Origin of the sequence: uncultured Roseovarius sp. (assembly GCF_947489715.1) — a bacterium.
Classification (GTDB): domain Bacteria; phylum Pseudomonadota; class Alphaproteobacteria; order Rhodobacterales; family Rhodobacteraceae; genus Roseovarius.
In genome coordinates, this window is the sequence record NZ_CANLER010000001.1 from 186,049 (window position 1) to 202,807 (window position 16,759).

18 protein-coding genes are annotated in these 16,759 nt (G+C 56.0%); 7 read left to right on the plus strand and 11 right to left on the minus strand.

Annotation, left to right across the window (positions count from 1 at the left end):
- Positions 1-24 precede the first annotated feature (24 nt).
- From Q1B27_RS00865 to Q1B27_RS00895, 7 genes are all read left to right on the plus strand, one after another.
- The gene (locus Q1B27_RS00865; RefSeq protein ID WP_299842254.1) at positions 25-1,110 is read left to right on the plus strand and encodes an ABC transporter ATP-binding protein; all 1,086 of its coding nucleotides are present in this window, start codon (positions 25-27) and stop codon (positions 1,108-1,110) included.
- A gap of 2 nt (positions 1,111-1,112) precedes the next feature.
- A complete protein-coding gene (locus Q1B27_RS00870) occupies positions 1,113-1,868 on the plus strand; it encodes an SDR family oxidoreductase (protein ID WP_299842256.1) in 756 nt (251 codons plus the stop codon).
- Between the two features lie 71 nt (positions 1,869-1,939).
- Positions 1,940-3,049 carry a hypothetical protein gene (locus Q1B27_RS00875; protein ID WP_299842259.1) on the plus strand — a complete coding sequence of 370 codons (1,110 nt, stop codon included), beginning with the start codon at positions 1,940-1,942 and terminating at the stop codon, positions 3,047-3,049.
- Between the two features lie 265 nt (positions 3,050-3,314).
- Positions 3,315-3,539, plus strand: coding sequence for a twin-arginine translocase TatA/TatE family subunit (locus tag Q1B27_RS00880; protein WP_299842262.1), 225 nt, complete (start codon positions 3,315-3,317; stop codon positions 3,537-3,539).
- 8 nt (positions 3,540-3,547) lie between these two features.
- A complete protein-coding gene (gene tatB, locus Q1B27_RS00885) occupies positions 3,548-4,111 on the plus strand; it encodes a Sec-independent protein translocase protein TatB (protein ID WP_299842266.1) in 564 nt (187 codons plus the stop codon).
- The gene (tatC, locus tag Q1B27_RS00890) at positions 4,108-5,016 is read left to right on the plus strand and encodes a twin-arginine translocase subunit TatC (protein WP_299842269.1); all 909 of its coding nucleotides are present in this window, start codon (positions 4,108-4,110) and stop codon (positions 5,014-5,016) included. Before tatB ends, tatC begins: the two co-directional genes overlap by 4 nt.
- Entirely contained in the window at positions 5,013-5,849 is an 837-nt protein-coding gene (locus tag Q1B27_RS00895) for an ATP-binding protein (protein ID WP_299842271.1), read from the plus strand. The genes tatC and Q1B27_RS00895 overlap by 4 nt, the downstream gene beginning before the upstream one ends.
- A gap of 141 nt (positions 5,850-5,990) precedes the next feature.
- Here the strand turns inward: Q1B27_RS00895 and Q1B27_RS00900 are convergent, their stop codons facing one another.
- From Q1B27_RS00900 to Q1B27_RS00950, 11 genes are all read right to left on the minus strand, one after another.
- Entirely contained in the window at positions 5,991-7,142 is a 1,152-nt protein-coding gene (locus Q1B27_RS00900; RefSeq protein WP_299842274.1) for a peptidoglycan DD-metalloendopeptidase family protein, read from the minus strand.
- Positions 7,143-7,207: 65 nt separating this feature from the next.
- The gene (locus tag Q1B27_RS00905; protein ID WP_299842277.1) at positions 7,208-7,864 is read right to left on the minus strand and encodes a protein-L-isoaspartate(D-aspartate) O-methyltransferase; all 657 of its coding nucleotides are present in this window, start codon (positions 7,862-7,864) and stop codon (positions 7,208-7,210) included.
- A complete protein-coding gene (gene surE / locus Q1B27_RS00910) occupies positions 7,861-8,643 on the minus strand; it encodes a 5'/3'-nucleotidase SurE (RefSeq protein ID WP_299842280.1) in 783 nt (260 codons plus the stop codon). The genes Q1B27_RS00905 and surE overlap by 4 nt, the downstream gene beginning before the upstream one ends.
- Positions 8,644-8,731: 88 nt before the next feature.
- Positions 8,732-9,385 (minus strand): SDR family oxidoreductase, encoded by a 654-nt coding sequence (locus tag Q1B27_RS00915; RefSeq protein WP_299842282.1) that lies wholly within the window; start codon positions 9,383-9,385, stop codon positions 8,732-8,734.
- Positions 9,386-9,741: 356 nt separating this feature from the next.
- Positions 9,742-10,005 carry a hypothetical protein gene (locus Q1B27_RS00920; protein ID WP_299842285.1) on the minus strand — a complete coding sequence of 88 codons (264 nt, stop codon included), beginning with the start codon at positions 10,003-10,005 and terminating at the stop codon, positions 9,742-9,744.
- Positions 10,006-10,183: 178 nt separating this feature from the next.
- On the minus strand, positions 10,184-11,635 hold the full coding sequence (gene purF / locus Q1B27_RS00925) for an amidophosphoribosyltransferase (protein ID WP_299844813.1): 1,452 nt from the start codon (positions 11,633-11,635) through the stop codon (positions 10,184-10,186).
- 149 nt (positions 11,636-11,784) lie between these two features.
- Positions 11,785-12,813, minus strand: coding sequence for a Hint domain-containing protein (locus Q1B27_RS00930; protein ID WP_299842288.1), 1,029 nt, complete (start codon positions 12,811-12,813; stop codon positions 11,785-11,787).
- A gap of 200 nt (positions 12,814-13,013) precedes the next feature.
- A complete protein-coding gene (locus tag Q1B27_RS00935) occupies positions 13,014-13,619 on the minus strand; it encodes a Hint domain-containing protein (RefSeq protein ID WP_299842291.1) in 606 nt (201 codons plus the stop codon).
- 286 nt (positions 13,620-13,905) lie between these two features.
- Positions 13,906-14,472, minus strand: a complete 567-nt coding sequence (locus Q1B27_RS00940) for a CvpA family protein (RefSeq protein WP_299842294.1) — start codon at positions 14,470-14,472, stop codon at positions 13,906-13,908.
- A 27-nt stretch (positions 14,473-14,499) separates the two neighbouring features.
- A complete protein-coding gene (gene radA / locus Q1B27_RS00945; RefSeq protein ID WP_299842296.1) occupies positions 14,500-15,864 on the minus strand; it encodes a DNA repair protein RadA in 1,365 nt (454 codons plus the stop codon).
- A 44-nt stretch (positions 15,865-15,908) separates the two neighbouring features.
- Entirely contained in the window at positions 15,909-16,673 is a 765-nt protein-coding gene (locus tag Q1B27_RS00950; RefSeq protein ID WP_299842298.1) for a DNA repair protein, read from the minus strand.
- Between the last annotated feature and the right edge of the window lie 86 nt (positions 16,674-16,759).

Below are 16,759 nucleotides of genomic sequence, written 5' to 3' on the forward strand. Positions count from 1 at the left end.
TTGATCGGAAAAACGTGAGGCCCCGTGGACGAAATCCCCCCCAGACTTGAGATCAAGAACCTCAGACGCCTATACGACGGGCGTCTTGTAGTTGATGATGTCTCGCTCAAGGTTATGCCAGGGCAGGTGACCTGCCTCTTGGGTCCGTCAGGCTGTGGCAAATCGACGACGCTACGGATGATCGCCGGCGTCGAGATGCAGGATAGCGGTGAAATCTGGGTAGATGGCAATCTGATCTGCGACACAATCTACCGTGTCCCGCCTGAGCGACGCCATATCGGGCTGATGTTTCAGGATTTTGCCCTGTTTCCGCATCTTCGGGTCGGTGAGAACGTGGCCTTTGGCCTGACTGGCGACAAGGCTGAGAAAGGCGCGCGGGTCGAGACACTGCTTGAACGTGTTGGCATGGGCAAATATCTCGATGCCTATCCGCATGAACTTTCCGGGGGTGAACAACAACGCGTCGCATTGGCCCGTGCGTTGGCACCACGTCCTCGGATCATGCTGATGGACGAGCCGTTTTCGGGGTTGGATAATCGTTTGCGCGACGGCATCCGGGATGAAACGCTTGAGATTTTGCGCGAGCAGGATACCGCGGTTCTGTTGGTCACCCACGAGCCGGAAGAGGCGATGCGCATGGCTGATGAAATCGCCCTGATGCGCCGTGGCCGGATCGTGCAGCAGGGTGCGCCATACAATATCTACAACGCCCCCGCAGATCGAGACTCGGTTGCATTTTTTAGTGATATCAATGTGATACGAGGTGATGTTAAAGGATCTTTAGTGGAAACCCCCTTTGGCCAGTTTCTTGCCCCCGGGGTGATGGAAGGTCATGAGGTTGAAATCGTCATACGTCCACAGCACCTAAAGATAGACTTTGATCGCGACGGGCGCGGACCCAACCCTACAATTTCTGATGGCACACCGGCGCGTGGAATTGTGCAACGGGCGCGCTTCATGGGTAGCGAAAGCTTGGTGGAATTCAAAATGGACCATGACGGATCTATCCTGAAAGCGACCGTGCCGAATGTTTTCCTGCCCGCAACAGGCAAGCCGCTGTGGCTGATGATCCGACGGGATCGGTGTTTCGTGTTTCCTGTGGAGGGATAAAAATGTCTGATCTGACGGGGAAGCGCGCACTGGTGACCGGTGGGGCCGGGGGCATAGGCTTGGCCTGTGCCCAGAGTTTGGCGAAGGCTGGCGCGCACGTGACCATTACAGATGTTTCGGATGAGGTGTGCATGCGCGCCATGGTGGATCTGCCAGCAGGTGTCGATTGGATCACCTTCGACGTCAGCGATCGCGCCGCGGTTGAACGCGGCTTTGCCGAGCTTGAAGCAGGGGGAGGTGTAGATATCCTAGTGACCTGCGCCGCTATTGTGAAAGCCGCGCATATACTGGATTTCGACCCCGACGATTTTTCGCGCATCATTGATGTAAACCTGACCGGCACATTCCATTGCTGCCAGTTGGCGGGGCGGCAGATGGTTGCGAAGAACTGGGGACGGATCATCACGCTGAGCTCGGTTAATGGCCAGATAGCCAATATCGGGCGTGGGGCCTATTCTTGCAGCAAGGGAGGCGTTGATATGCTGACGCGGCTTTTAGCTGCGGAATTAGGTGGCAGCGGTGTAACGGCCAATGCGGTGGCACCGATTCCGGTCAATACACCCATGATCAAACAGGTGCATGGACCAAAAGACCGTGCGCTTTGGTATGCGCAGACCCCGATTGAACGCTATGCGGAACCGGCGGAGGTAGCCTCGGCCGTGTGTTACCTTGCGTCCGACGAGGCGGCGTTCATCAATGGGCATATTTTGAACGTTGATGGCGGTTTCATGGCCTCTGGCGTGCTACCGCGCGGCTGATTTTACGCGTATAAGTTGTTGTGCTAAAGTAACATTATTACTGTGGTTTCCGCAGGCTAACGGATTGAGATATGCGCAATTTCTTGACTCAAAAGCGGCAGGTGCCGCCAGCCTGTTTTCTTATTCTGGTGGCACCCGTGCTGGTTTTCGTCCTCAGCGACTGGCTTGTGCCGCAACTGGGTGTGCCGATGTTGCAGATCACCGCAGACGAATTACTGATTGACGGCAAAGGATACCTGGAAGCAGCGGGGCGTAATCGTTATCTGGCCGCGTTGATGTTCTTTACTGTTCTGGTGGTCATTGCCGTGGTGATGTTCATCGCAGAATTGTTGCGCCCGTTGACGATCAAGACGCGGGTGTTGGCAGTTGCGGTATTTCTGGCGACGCAATTGCCGGTCCTAAGTACCGTGATGAGCCATCAGGAAGACAGCATTACAACCTGGCGATCCTATCATCAGCTGGGCGAGGATGTGATGGCTGAGGTGCTGTCACGTGGCACGGTTCGGCGGTGTCAGGATGTAGTGGTGAAAGATGGTATCGAGCAGTTTCAGAACAATCCCGGCAAAAAGCTTATAGCAGGGCGGCCCTGTACCAATAACCCGGCGATGGCGCTGTTCCGGCTGCTTCTGGATGTCGGTTCGACCTTATCGGGAATCGGCGTTGCGGCGCTGGTTCTGGGGATGATCCTGTCATTATCGCACCCACCCAAAGGGACGCCACTGGAAGAACGTGCCTTTGATCATGGCCGCAATCAGCGGGCGGCTCGGCGGTTTCTTTATCTGGCCGGGTTGATGCTGAGTTCGGGCATGTTCATGGCGATGGCCTGGATGCATTGGCCAATGCCGCTGGTCGATACAAAAGCACATCCGGGCTATGGTGAGGCGATCAAGGCAACGCTATTCTATTCCGGTGTTTTTTATACGCTTTTGATCGTGACGGGGTTTGGTCCGGTGATGTTTCTGGCGGCACGGCGGTCAGATCAACTGGCGCTCGAAAGCCTGATGGTGGAAGAAAGCACGTCTGAGGCGGCAGCGGATAAAATCGTTCCTACAGTCACACGGCTAGATAAGTGGAAGGCCAGCCACGGTTTGCAGATCAGTATGACCGAAGCGATACAAGCGTTAATTGCAACGGGGTCACCTCTGCTGACAGCTTTCGCCGGAAGCTTTTCGCCAGTTTAAGCCGTGCGTTGCGGCGCTCAATGTGAGTTTGGGATTGTCCGAACAAGCTGAGCGAGACATTTTTTAGATGACATGCCGGATGGTTGAATGGCAGTGCTGCCAACTCTTCAGCGCCCCGTACTATGCGGATGATCCCGCATTTTTTACCCGATTTGGCCTGCTTGCGGCGCTTTGGTTCTTCCAACCTGCCTTGGAAGGGCTTAGATACAGTTGACGAAATTCCCGGCGCCGCTCAAAGATGGCGCCGAGTTAGGGAGAATTGAACATGCTGAACAATATCGGTCTTCCGGGCCTTCTGCTGATTGCGGTCGTGGTGCTGGTTCTTTTTGGACGCGGCAAGATATCGTCGCTGATGGGTGAAGTTGGCAAAGGCATCACCTCATTCAAAAAAGGCGTTGCCGAGGGTAACAAAGAAATCGACGATGCCAGCGAAGATGCGGCAGATGCGGCCAAGGACGTGACGCCCGAAGACGAAAAAGACAAGGCCTGAGAACGTAGATGTTCGACCTGGGCTGGACCGAGCTACTGCTGATCGGCATCGTGGCGTTGATCGTCGTGGGGCCAAAGGACCTGCCGGGTATGTTCCGGGCAGTTGGCAATTTTGTTGGCAAGGCCAAGGGGATGGCGCGCGAATTCAGTCGGGCGATGAACGAAGCGGCGGATGATGCGGGTGTCAGCGATGTGACCAACACGCTGAAAAAGGCCAGCAATCCAATGTCGAGCGCGATGGACGAGGTCAAGAAAGCCACCAGCTTCACCGAGCAGACGATGAATAGCGGCAAACCCAAGGGGGGCAGCTCGACACTCTCGCCCGAGAGGCAGGCGCAGGCCGACAAGATCCGTGACAAGGCTGCGGAAAAGGCCACTGAACGCAAGGCGGACGAGGCTGCGAAAGCCGCTGAAGCTAAACCGGCAGCAAAGAAGGCCCCTGCCAAGAAAGCGCCTGTTAAAAAGCCTGCAGCTAAGAAACCGGCGACCAAGAGCACAGCGACGAAGCCAGCGGCAAAGAAAGCAACGGCCAAAAGGGCGGCGACCAAGAAATCCGCTGAGGGCAAGGCATGAGCAATCCCGAAGAGATCGAAGACAGCTCAGCCCCGCTGATTGAGCACCTGGCGGAACTACGCAATCGGCTGATCCATTCGGTCGTGGCTTTCATCATCGGCATGGTGATCTGTTTTACGGTCGCCACGCCGATTTTCAATTTTCTTACGGCCCCCTTATGCTCGGTGCTCGCTGAGAGAGGGCAAGACTGCGACCTTATTTTTATTAGCCCGCAGGAAGGTTTTTTTGTCGCGATCAAGGTCTCGCTACTGGGTGGGTTTATCCTGGCATTCCCCTATATCGCCAACCAGATGTGGCGGTTCGTGGCGCCGGGACTCTATAAATCCGAGAAGGGTGCATTCTTGCCGTTCCTTGTCGCGTCTCCCTTCATGTTCTTTCTTGGCGCGTCCTTTGCCTTTTATGTGGTTACGCCTCTGGCCTATGATTTTTTCTTGGGGTTCCAGCAATTCGGCAATGCTGGCGAAGCGGTCGAGGGCGGGCAAAACGCGGCACCGTTGAGCGTGGTTTTCCAGGGCTCGGCGCAGGAATATCTGAACCTTACGATCAAATTCATCGTGGCGTTTGGCATGTGCTTCCAACTGCCCGTGCTTTTGACACTCATGGGAAAGGCGGGGTTGGTCAGTTCAGAGGGCTTGCGCGCTGTACGTAAATACGCTGTGGTTGGCATCCTGGTGCTGGCCGCACTTGTCACGCCGCCGGATGTGATCACGCAGGTGATCCTCTTTGTTGTGGTCTACGGTCTTTACGAGGTGTCGATCCAGCTGGTCAAACGTGTGGAAAAGCAGCGCGAAGCGCGGATGCGCGCGGAAGGTACCTGGTTCGAGGATGACGAGGAAGAAGCCGACGAAGAGTTGGCTGACGAGTTGGCGTCCGAGCTCGATGAGGCAAAGGGTGACAAACCGTGAGCGATCCGGTGGAGCGGATCGCGGATGCGCTGGAACGGCTGAGCCCTGCGCCGCTGGAACCGCCTGATTTTAAGGCTGCTGATGCATTCGTTTGGCACATAAATCCTGATCGGGTGCAGCCGGTCGGAAAGGTCAATCGTGTTGAAATGGACCTATTGGTCGGGATAGATCGATCGCGCGATACGCTGCTGGAGAACACTCAGCAATTTGCCCGAGGCCTGCCTGCAAATAACGCGCTTTTGTGGGGCGCTAGGGGGATGGGAAAATCCTCCCTCGTGAAGGCTGTGCATGCGGCGGTGTTGGCGCAAGGATTGCCCCTCAAGATCGTGGAGTTGCAGCGCGAAGATTTGGCGAGCGTTGGGCGTCTTCTGAATATACTGCGTGTCAGCACGGAGCGGTTCCTTCTCTTTTGCGATGATCTGAGCTTTTCCCACGATGACCAGCACTACAAATCGCTCAAAGCGGTTCTGGACGGTGGGATTGAAGGGCGGCCAGAAAACGTGGTCTTTTATGCGACCTCAAACCGCCGACATCTGATGCCGCGCGACATGATCGAAAATGAACGCTCGACCGCGATTAACCCAAGTGAGGCTGTAGAAGAAAAGGTTTCACTTTCGGACCGGTTCGGGCTTTGGTTGGGCTTCCATCCCTGTGATCAGGATGAGTATTTGGCAATGATCCGTGGGTATTGTGATGCCTACGGGATCGACATTGACAACGAGACTTTGCGTGCAGAGGCCATCGAATGGCAAGCGACACGTGGGGCGCGATCGGGCCGGGTAGCATGGCAGTATTTCACTGATCTGGCCGGGCGTCACGGCGTTTCAATCTGAATAATGACATAGCTGGGGCTGGCATTTTGCCCCGATGCGTCACGGTCTAACGCGTCGAAGCGCCGCGCCGCGCCCTTAGCGCAAAACCTCAATGATCGTCAGTGAATTCCTTTGGGATGGTGCGATCGCCCGATTTTTAGTTTAGCCCAGATAGGGCATGGGATCGACGCTGTCGAAACCTTTGCGGACTTCGAAATGAAGGGCCGCTGTGCCCTCTCGACGGATTTCGGCCAGTTTTTGCCCTCGAGCGACTTGATCGCCTTTCTTGACAGCAACACCAGCTACATTTGAATAAACCGTCAATAGGTTGTCGGGGTGTTTGATCACGATGATCGGGATGCCGTTTGTATCTTCCGTGATTGCGGCAACCACGCCCGAAGCCGCTGCCTTGACCGGAGAACCGGGATTGGCGGCTATGTCGATGCCTTCGTTCTTACCCTTCTGATATTCGCGGATTATGTCGCCGCGGACCGGGAAACCCATGCGCGACTTTTTTACGGAAGCGGTTGTGCGACTTTCGCCAAGGTCCGGCGCAGCAGCGGATTTTTCCGGGCGCGCGGCAGGTTTTGTATCCTCGGTCGGTAGCGGTTTTGTGGCGCTTGGCGGTGTGGGCGTCGGTGTGCCTTCCCCGGGGGCGGTGGCCGCGGCAAGAGGTACGGGGCTTCCGTCTTGTTGTGCAACCGGGATCAAAAGAAATTGTCCTTCGCGTACCGCAAAATCACTGTTCAGCCCGTTCCAGTCAGCGAGGCTGCGGATTGACACATTATAAAGCCTGGCGATGGTGAATGCAGTTTCACCCCGCTCTACCTTGTGGCGGATCGGTTCCACACCGGTCTGAGAAGGTGGTGCGAGCGCCGTGGTCTGCACTTCGGACGTTTGCGCATTTTCGAGCGCATTGCCGGCAATCGACGTAATTTCTGAATTCGGGGGTTGGATTGGGCCACCACTGGGTTCAGCGACACGACCGGGCAGGGCGATGATTTCACCCTGTCGCAAGATATCGCCGCTTTGAACGCCATTGAATGTAGCCAACTGGTTCGGGTCAACACCGACACGGGCGGCCACACTGGCCACAGTATCGCCACGCCGGGCGACGGCCACCTGATAACCGGGATAAGAAATGATGCCCCGGCTGTCGGGTTCTGGGCGATTAGCGGTTGCCGTCCGGGCTGCGGCCGAGGTGTTGAGAGCTTTACCGCCGCGCAGATCGAAATCCAGCGGTTCATCGCAGGCGCTCAGTAGCATCAGAGCCGAGCCGGCCAAAGCCAAGGCGGGGCGTGTTGGAAAGGTCATATGCTCGTGTCCTCGTCATCTGCCCCTTGTGCTCCGGGGCTTGAAATTATGCTTCTCTAACCTTTTTACGCGTCTTTGCCCAGTCCTTCGACCAGGGGTACAAAACGCACCGGAAGCAATTCGTCATAGTCAAATCCCTGATCTGTGCGGGTGACGCGGATCAGGTGCTGAACGGTATCGGACTGACCAACCGGCACCACCATGATACCCCCGATCTTGAGTTGCGCCAATAGGGGCCCGGGTGGGTCTTCGGCGGCTGCGGTTACCAGGATACGGTCGAAAGGTGCCTGATCCGGCAGACCAAAGCTGCCATCGGCGACGACCGGTGTGATATTCGTCAGATTCAGGTCGTTGAAAATTGCACTGGCCTCGCGCACCAGGCGTTTGTGGCGGTCGACTGTATAGACCCGTCGCGCCAGCTGGCTGAGGATCGCCGCCTGATAGCCCGATCCGGTCCCAACCTCCAGGATCTTGTTGCGTGGTTCAATCTTTAGCGCCTGTGTCATAAGGCCGACCACCGAGGGCTGACTGATGGTTTGGCCGCAGGCAATTGGAAGCGGCATGTCTTCATAAGCGCGTTCCGAGAATAGCCCACGGATAAATGGACCGCGGTCAACCTTTTCCATTGCAGTCAGGACGCGCGCATCGGTAACGCCCTTGGAGCGCAGCGCAAAGAGGAACTGCATTTTGCGTTCGGCGATATCGTCTTCTGCGTCGCTCATTCGATGGCTTTCAGTGGCTCCAGCACGTCATGGGCTGTCAGATCGGCTCGCATCGGTGTGACCGAGATGTAGCCTTGTAGATTAACATCTGCGTCCGATCCTGGCATGGTGGGTTGCTGTTGCGGTGCCCCTGTTACCCAGAGAAAACGGCGGCCCGAGGGTGAGAGGTGTGGCTGAACCCCAAATCCCATATCGCGGCGGAACCCTTGTGGTGCCGAACGGACACCTTTGACATTTGCGGCGGGCACCGGTGGGAAGTTGATATTGTAAAAAATGCCGTAGTCATCCTTGGTCCAGACACCCTTATCCAGCAGGGTGCGCAGGGTTTGCAGACCATGCACACGGGCCGCTTCGAACTGGTCATCGAGATCGCGATTTTCGGGGCCGTAGTACTGGCTTAGGGCAATCGCTGGGATGCCCTGAAGGGCCGCTTCCATCGCTGCGCCGACTGTGCCGGAATAGACGGCATTTTCGGCAGAATTGTTGCCGCGATTGACGCCTGACAGCACTAAGTCCGGCAGCGTGTCTTTCATTACATCATGCACACCGACCAGCACACAATCGGCAGGGCTGCCCTGTGTTGCATAATTGCGTTCACCCATTTGGGTTACCAGCATCGGTTGCGTATAAGAGATACAGTGACCGACGCCGGACTGCTCGAATGCCGGCGCAACGGTCCATACTTCGCCGTTGGGACCAGCAAGTTCGGTTGCGATGTCATGCATCACTTTTAGTCCAGGGGCGTTGATGCCGTCGTCATTGGTGATGAGAATGCGCAAATGTCAGCCCCTTTATGCTTTGAGCCTTAGTAGCGGCGGCAATGCGGCGGAGCAAGCGTTGGGGCGCTTTGATGGCATGCCCACGTAGTTAGCCGAGTTCGTTCAGTAGGCGACGGGCCTCGTCCTTGGGATTCGCCAATGGTGTGCGGTCTTCTCCTGGAAAAAAGCGGGCGCGGGTGGCGGTTGGCATGGGATTTGGCGTCAGGATGTGAACATGAGGGCCGGTCCGAACGGTTTCGGACTGCCAACTGCGGGCAAGAGCAATTTGTGCGGATTTGCTGGCGCCATAAGCTCCGAAGAATTTTGCACCCGCTTGTGGGTCATCAAAGAAAAGAGCTGTTCCCTCGGCGCCCAGAAGCGGTGAGATAAAGGGAATAAGCTGGCCGGTGGCAGTGACGTTGCAAGTGACAGATTTTGTCCAATCCTTTGCGTCTAGATGTGCCGCTGGTGTCAATGGAGCGGCGTGGATTGCGGTGTGCGCCCAAATATCAAGCATGCCCCAGCGATCATGGATCGAGCGACATAGCTGCGCCATTGCATCTGTATTGGTGATGTCCATAGGGGCCAGGGTGGCTTGGCCTCCAGCTGCTTGAATCCGATCGTCCAGTTCTTCCAGCGCGCCGGTGGTACGGCCCACGGCAACAATATGATGCGTCTTTGCCAGGTCTTCTGCGAGCGCCGCGCCCAACCCACGCGAAGCACCGGTGATCAGGGCAATTTTGGGAGAGGTGGTATCTGTCATGCTGCGGCAATCCCATCAGTTGGCACATTAATCAAGAACATTCGCCGATCTTTTTGGCACCCGATCAGAAAAAGATCGAGATTTCATTTGTCGTCCGACTGAATACCAAAACTAGTGTAAATAGCATTGGGTCGGTCGTTCCAAATAACCTATTGATTCAAAAGAAGACATACAGCTTGGTTTGCTGCACCTTGGCTTACTGCGGCGAAATGGAAAGGAGCCCAGTAAGCAATCGTGCCTGAAAATTTACCACCTTGAACATAATCATGAGGATAAGAAAGTAATGCCAGGCTGGTAATCACCGCGCAATCAGAACGTGCCTTGGACAAGAGGGTGGAAAACAGGTGCGGTATCCGTCAACCGCCCGGCACGACGAGCTTTCGGGACGTGCCGTTCAGGGCGAGCATTAGGGTGCCATCTTCGATAGCAACGATCGTGCCAGACCCCAGCTTGTCCCCTGTGGTTACGCTTTTGATCTTGCCGTTGCTGTAACGCACCAGGGCCTTGACGCTATCGGGCTTGATCACGGTGCCCAGCAGAGTGACCCAGGAATGCTTCAATGCGTTTTCATTCGTGGCGGCCCGCAGGGTGCCCTGCGGTGTTTCTGTATTGTCTGACATTTTGGGGTTAGCCTTGATTTCTCGCGCGCTTTTGGCTTGACACAACAGTGTAACTAAGCGCGCGGCGGGCGCATAACAGGGCTAGTCTGGAATGAAAAGCGGTAAGATACGCCACATCGGCGGAATTACGCTGCAACGCAGCATTGCTCAGTCGAATAGAGGCGACTAACGCGAGAAACTATTCCGCTGCTTTCAGCTCAAACCCTTTTTCGATCATGTCCGAGGGGGACACCGGGTATTCACCCGAGAAGCAGGCATCGCAATATTGCGGGCACTTGGCGTCGCGGCCTTTGACCTCGCCCACTGCACGGTAGAGCCCATCAAGTGAAATGAATTTCAGACTATCCACGGCAAGATGCTCGCACATTTCGTCTTCGCTCATCGTGGCGGCCAGCAGTTTCTCACGCTCGGGCGTATCGACCCCGTAAAAGCAAGGCCAGGCCGTGGGCGGAGACGCGATGCGGAAATGCACTTCGGCGGCACCTGCATCAAGGATCATTTCTTTGATCTTGCGGCTGGTGGTGCCGCGCACGACGCTGTCATCCACAAGGATCACCCGTTTTCCTTTGATGAGTGCGCGGTTGACGTTGAGCTTGAGCCGCACACCCATGTTGCGGATCTGCTCGGTCGGTTCAATAAAGGTCCGGCCCATATATTGATTACGGATAATGCCCATTGCGTAGGGGATGCCGGATTCGTGGCTGAAACCGATTGCTGCTGGTGTGCCGCTGTCAGGCACTGGACAAACAAGATCAGCGTCAACAGGTGCTTCTCGAGCCAGTTCGATCCCGATTTGACGGCGCGTTTCATAGACACTGCGGCCACCGATGATGCTATCGGGACGGGAGAAGTAAACATGTTCGAAGATGCAGAAACGGGATGCCTGCGGGCGGAAGGGGTAATGGCTTTCGACGCCTTTGCTGGTGATCACGACCATTTCGCCGGGCGCTATTTCACGCACATATTTGGCACCGATGATATCCAGCGCACAGGTCTCGGAACTCAACACCCAACCATCGCCGACCTGACCCAGTACCAGAGGGCGCACACCCAACGGGTCACGCACTCCAATCAACTTGGTCCGAGTCATAGCTACAACTGAAAACGCTCCTTCGACACGGCGCAAGGCGTCTTCCATCCGCTCGGGGATGGTACGTTGCAGGGAACGGGCCATCAGGTGGATGATACATTCACTGTCAGAATTGGATTGGAAGATCGAACCGCGCTCAATCAATTCCTTACGCAGTGCATCGGCATTGGTGATGTTGCCGTTATGGGCGATGGCGGCACCACCCATGGAAAACTCGCCAAAGAAGGGCTGCACATCGCGGATCACCGGGGTTTTACCCCCCGCTGTCGAATAGCGCACATGGCCAATTGACAATGGCCCGGGCAGCGTTTCCATCAACGACTGCTTGGTGAAATTGTCGCGCACATAGCCAAAGCGTCGGGCCGAGTTGAAACCTTTTTCAGGATGATGACAGACGATACCGCCAGCCTCTTGTCCGCGGTGTTGCAGGGCGTGCAGGCCAAGGGCCACGAAATTCGCTGCATCGGTAACGCCGATGACGCCGAATATGCCGCATTCCTCGTGGAGTTTATCATCATCAAAGGGATGGGCGGGGGGCATCTGTTTGGACAAGGCGGGCAGCTCCGAATCCGTGTGTTCGTGAATTGCCCCGTACATAGGGGCTTGGGTGCAGTATGTCACGAAACTATCACAAAATCAGCAAGTATGAGATTGGGGTGTCCCCGTGACGCCACGTAAAGCGTCAGGCGCTATGTCAAATAAGCACGCATCAAGGTCGCGTCGGATTTTTTCAGAGTCAGTGCGGCGCTATCCCCGAACTGATCAAGCCCTTCGTCAAGGGACGGGAACAGGGCCAAAAGCTCCTGCCTTTGATCTGATGATACGCCCGCAAGGGCATTTTTGGACAGAAAGAAGCTTTCGGTCAGTGAGCCGTTTGAAAGGATGATCTGGTGAGTGTCAAACATCAGATGAGTATAACGGATTTCATCTTGTTCACGGATCGACACTCCGGGCAGGCCACAGAGGTGTTTCGCGGCAATCAGAACCTCGGGTTGCCCAAACAGAACCTCCGCCATCGCAGAGGTGACAAAGATGCGATGTTCAGGCGACACGACAAGTTCCTCGACATTTCCGATGGAATTTGGCGCAAAGACCACGGGTGCGAAAGCTCCTTTTCCCGGAACTGTCGTTGAACCAACCCATTTGACCGGCAAATTGCCATTGTCGCGCGTCCACACAAGTTGCCCTGGTTTGATCGTCTCAACCCTTTTTTGACCGTCCGGTGTCTGGATCCTTGTGCGCGGGCCAAAACAGGTGATGAAGTTCCGATATCGCGAGTCACCGATATTCGAGCCACCGGTCTTGATATAGGACACACCATCCTGAAGCTCTGTATCGGTTGCAAAGCCCCAGACATCGCCCGTCACACCGCCCTGCGAAAATACCGTGATGGTAATCGTCGGGCCGGTCGGGTTACCGCTGCCATCAAGGGCGCGCATTAAAATCAGAGATTCGGCTTCGACTGCAGTGCCGTTTGGTAGGAGGCCGCCACCGTTGGCGATGATGTGGTTGTTTTCGTCATCATCTTCGAAAGTATTTCGACGACCGCCGGTGTCGTCGAGCGTCACAGTTGCTCCGCCGCCACCGGAATAGGTGAAAATGGTGCCATTGGGGGTGCTGGAATTGTTGATAACGGGATCGCCGACAATCCCACTATTCGGGCTTGAGTCCACCACGAGGTTTGCACTGTCGATCGCAAAAAAGTTCCGAAGTACCATTGCTCTACCGTTTATCCATCAAGATTACTTGCCAACTAATGCGGTTTGTTAGATCGGCAAGGCGCAAATATAGCAAGATTTCCCTTTAGTTCTATCGTTTTAGGCCAGGTTAGCGAATTTCGGCCCATCAGTTTCGCCACTGATCGAGCAACATGGCCGCCCCGGGATCAGGAGCGGCCGTGTTTTGGATGGCGGCGAAATTAGGCGGCAAGCGCGTGCAGGCGTTCTGTTTCCGCAGTATCCAACAGGGCCAGCAGGATGCGCGCTTCGGCATTGGTCAGTACCCGGAAGAAGCCATCGCTTTGGCCCGATTGGGCTGCGCAACGCAGCATTGCACCGCTGTTTGCAAAGATAATTTCGTCGGTATCGAAAGTCACTTCGACGGCAATGGTGTTGGGCAGACTGTCGATCTGGCGGGTGCCACGAAAGCCTTGAAGGGCTGGGACAGGCACAAGCACATATGGCGTGTCATAGAGGTCTTCGGCGTTGTCGTCGAAAATCATCACATGCTGGTCTTGGGTTAGGAACATGTCGTCGCAATTGTTCAGTGCACCGCCGGGAACGTGCCACAGTTGAGTACCAGCCTTCAGGCGAGCCTGGCGCAACCCAGCGATGGGTGCAAGGCCACCGTCGAACGTGTAGATCGCATCGCCGAGGCTTAGCCGCTCGACCGGCATCCATCCACTTTCGGTCTCGACCATCGTGCCGGCAGTAAGGGCCGGTGCGGAGACGATCTGGCGGGGTTTTTCAGCGGCTTCAGAGACGGGTTCAAAGCTGGTGAAGGCGGTAGAATGATTGAGCAGCATGGGTCGGTTTCCTTGAGTTGGTGCGTTTCGTTGTCTGCCAACCAGCAGGACCCGAAAATCTGCCATAATTTCGACACCGTCGGGGCGATTAAAAGTCAATATTTCCATATGGTTGCTAGTCTTGGCGCAATAGAGCTATTCCCTGCCAGATGCGAACGCCGGGCAAGTATTTGTTAACCAAGATCGCGTGTTTCGCCTTAAAAAACAGGGGCTAGAGCAACGGCGGTAGTTCGCCGAATCACGTCGAAACTCGCCTTTTCAGTGCGAAAACTCTCGTTCGGGGCTGTTATTCAACCAACGACCCTTCGCATTTGCCAACCAGTTCTTCGTATTGCTGGGTGATCCAGCCAAGCGCCTGTTCAGGGTTGCCACTTTCGACCTTTTCGGTCATCCGCGCAAACACCCGGGCTGATCGGCTGTCGTCGATGATCTGGATATTCTGCGATGTGATGATGGTCTCGTAGACAAAATAGGCGATTGCCACCAGAAGGATGCCGCGCGCCACGCCAAAGATAAATCCCAACCCCTGATCCAGCCCGCCGAGGGCTGATCTTTGGACGAGAGACGAAAACAGTGGTGTGATCAGCGACGCGACAATGAGAGCCACGGCAAAAACCACTGCAAAGGCGGCAATCATCGACAACTCGCAGCTATCAGAGATGAAATCACCGACGACGGGGATTTCCTTGACCAGCGGTTCAAGTTGCGGCGCAAAGATGAAAGCGACAATACCGGCTGCGATCCAGCCTGCGATGGCCAGAGCCTCTCGGACAAAACCGCGCGAATAGGCCAGCAGGGCCGATAAGACGATAACCAGCGCAACAACGCCGTCTATGATGGTAAAGCCGTCCATTCCTGCTCTTCCTCAACCTCTTGGCGCTTAACCAGCACCGAATTTTTCACCCACAAAGCTTGTCAGATCACCCATCAGCGACAGTTCCATGCCACTTTCTCCGGTGGATTTACCACCCGCGGGTGCGATGGCGGACGTGAAACCAAGTTTTCGGGCTTCTTTCAACCTGTTTTCTGTCTGTCCTACCGGTCTGAGCGCGCCGGACAAACTTATTTCGCCGAAAACCACCGTATCTGCGGGCAAAACTGTGTCTTCCCGGGCACTAAGCAGTGCGGCGGCCACGGCCAGATCTGCGGCCGGTTCCGAGATTTTCAACCCTCCGGCGACGTTCAGATATACATCAAGCCCGGCAAAAGGGATGCCGCACCGCGATTCAAGCACCGCCAGGATCATCGCCAGACGCGATCCATCCCAGCCGACAACCGCGCGCCGGGGTTGCGAATGCGGGGTAGGGGCCACCAACGCCTGTAACTCGACCAGCACGGGCCGTGTGCCCTCGATACCGGAAAAGACCACGCTGCCGGGGCTGGGTGTGCCACGCGTCGACAGGAAAAGCGCCGAAGGGTTGGCAACTTCGTCCAGTCCTTTGCCCGTCATCTCGAAAACGCCGATTTCATCTGCGGGACCAAAACGGTTCTTGACCGCACGCAGGATACGGAACTGATGGCCGCGTTCGCCTTCGAAATAAAGCACCGTGTCGACCATGTGTTCCACGACGCGGGGGCCAGCGATCTGGCCCTCCTTGGTGACATGGCCCACAAGGACGACCGAAACGCCCTTGCGCTTGGCAAAACTGGTCAATTCATGCGCAGCCGCACGGACCTGCGCCACGCTGCCCGGCGCGCTTTCGACCGTATCCGACCAGATCGTCTGGATTGAGTCGATGATCACGAGGCCCGGTGCCTCGGATTCAAGTGTCGTCAGGATATCGCGCAGCGACGTGGCGGCGGCCAGTTGCACAGGCGCATCTGCTAGGCCCAGTCGTTGTGCGCGCATGCGGACCTGTGCACTGGCTTCTTCACCTGAAACATAGATAGTTTTCAGCCCCGACTGGGCAAAGCGGGCGGCGGCTTGCAACAAAAGCGTGGATTTTCCGATACCGGGGTCTCCACCTACGAGGATCGCGCTGGCTGGCACCAGACCACCCCCCAGAACCCGGTCCAGCTCGGTTATTTTGGAACAGGTACGCGGTGGCGGTGCTTCATCCGTGGACAGATCGCTGAGCGGGATCGGTGTGCCGCGTTTGGCCCCAAGGCTCTTGGACTTTGGGCCGGTTGTCAGTGGCGCTTCCTCTACGATGGAATTCCATTCGCCGCAGCCGTCACATCGGCCTGACCACCGGGAATGTACTGCGCCACAGACGGTACAGGTAAATGAGCTCGATTTTGCCATGCCCCCTGATGCCCGAAGGCGCGGGGCCGGTCAAATGTCTAATCCTATTCCGCGGCGTAGCGCGGCATTGGAACGACATGCCCGTTGATCGAGGTTGTGTCCGGTTGGACGAGTTCCGGCAAGATCTCAGCCAGCGAGTCGCGCAGGCGCGCCACCTGGCTGTTCGCCACGCTCTCATCGACCTCGATTGCATTTTTCCAGTTTTGCAGCTTTGCCGTGATCTGTTTCGCATGGTCGATCTGGGCGTTGAAACTTTCGATCTCGTGCTGGCGCGCCTGCAAGAACGACTGCGCCCTTGCAACGTTTTCGTCAGAATATGTAGTGGCCAAATCCTGACTGACCTGAGACATCTGTGCCGCAAGTTCAAGGATTTCTGGCTCGATACCCTCTAGATCGGGATGATTGCGAAGATGTACGATGCGTTCGCGCACTGCGTCATATTCCGATGACATCTTGAAAAGCCCGGCACGGTCTGATGCATGTGCTTTTGCATAAGCCTGAGCGACGTCCTGCATATTCATTTCAAAGCGCCGATGAGAGGTTTCCAATCGCATCACGCGATGGGCTGAGGGTAGGTAGACGCTGAGAAGCAAGAGCAAAAGGGTCAAGCCGACCTGTGCGATCTGCCCCGCATTTTCATATGTTACGCCGCCGATACCTGCCTGGAGTTCCAGCCAGGGCAGCACTCCGGTAGTCGCCAAAATGGTCATGATGACCATTGCTGTCGTGATTACGGCCAAAGCGATCATACCCACCGCATTCGCCAAAGTTGCCATGTTAAGAATAGTTGTTTTCAGTTGTTCAGACATGGAAATGCCCCCAATGATGTATGAGTATCATGTAGGATGTCCGAAAGCGGATTTCTGCCGGTTGGGGAAGCTGAGCGCTCAAAACC

What these genes read in the sequence shown, in the direction of transcription:
- Q1B27_RS00870 (WP_299842256.1), top strand. Translation starts at nt 1,113, where the DNA reads ATGTCTGATCTGACGGGGAAGCGCGCACTGGTGACCGGTGGGGCCGGG.
- Q1B27_RS00950 (WP_299842298.1), bottom strand. Translation starts at nt 16,673, where the DNA reads ATGTCTGAACAACTGAAAACAACTATTCTTAACATGGCAACTTTGGCG.
- purF (WP_299844813.1), bottom strand. Translation starts at nt 11,635, where the DNA reads ATGCCCCCCGCCCATCCCTTTGATGATGATAAACTCCACGAGGAATGC.
- Q1B27_RS00880 (WP_299842262.1), top strand. Translation starts at nt 3,315, where the DNA reads ATGCTGAACAATATCGGTCTTCCGGGCCTTCTGCTGATTGCGGTCGTG.
- tatB (WP_299842266.1), top strand. Translation starts at nt 3,548, where the DNA reads ATGTTCGACCTGGGCTGGACCGAGCTACTGCTGATCGGCATCGTGGCG.
- Q1B27_RS00940 (WP_299842294.1), bottom strand. Translation starts at nt 14,472, where the DNA reads ATGGACGGCTTTACCATCATAGACGGCGTTGTTGCGCTGGTTATCGTC.
- tatC (WP_299842269.1), top strand. Translation starts at nt 4,108, where the DNA reads ATGAGCAATCCCGAAGAGATCGAAGACAGCTCAGCCCCGCTGATTGAG.
- radA (WP_299842296.1), bottom strand. Translation starts at nt 15,864, where the DNA reads ATGGCAAAATCGAGCTCATTTACCTGTACCGTCTGTGGCGCAGTACAT.
- Q1B27_RS00875 (WP_299842259.1), top strand. Translation starts at nt 1,940, where the DNA reads ATGCGCAATTTCTTGACTCAAAAGCGGCAGGTGCCGCCAGCCTGTTTT.
- Q1B27_RS00920 (WP_299842285.1), bottom strand. Translation starts at nt 10,005, where the DNA reads ATGTCAGACAATACAGAAACACCGCAGGGCACCCTGCGGGCCGCCACG.
- Q1B27_RS00930 (WP_299842288.1), bottom strand. Translation starts at nt 12,813, where the DNA reads ATGGTACTTCGGAACTTTTTTGCGATCGACAGTGCAAACCTCGTGGTG.
- Q1B27_RS00905 (WP_299842277.1), bottom strand. Translation starts at nt 7,864, where the DNA reads ATGAGCGACGCAGAAGACGATATCGCCGAACGCAAAATGCAGTTCCTC.
- Q1B27_RS00900 (WP_299842274.1), bottom strand. Translation starts at nt 7,142, where the DNA reads ATGACCTTTCCAACACGCCCCGCCTTGGCTTTGGCCGGCTCGGCTCTG.
- Q1B27_RS00935 (WP_299842291.1), bottom strand. Translation starts at nt 13,619, where the DNA reads ATGCTGCTCAATCATTCTACCGCCTTCACCAGCTTTGAACCCGTCTCT.
- Q1B27_RS00915 (WP_299842282.1), bottom strand. Translation starts at nt 9,385, where the DNA reads ATGACAGATACCACCTCTCCCAAAATTGCCCTGATCACCGGTGCTTCG.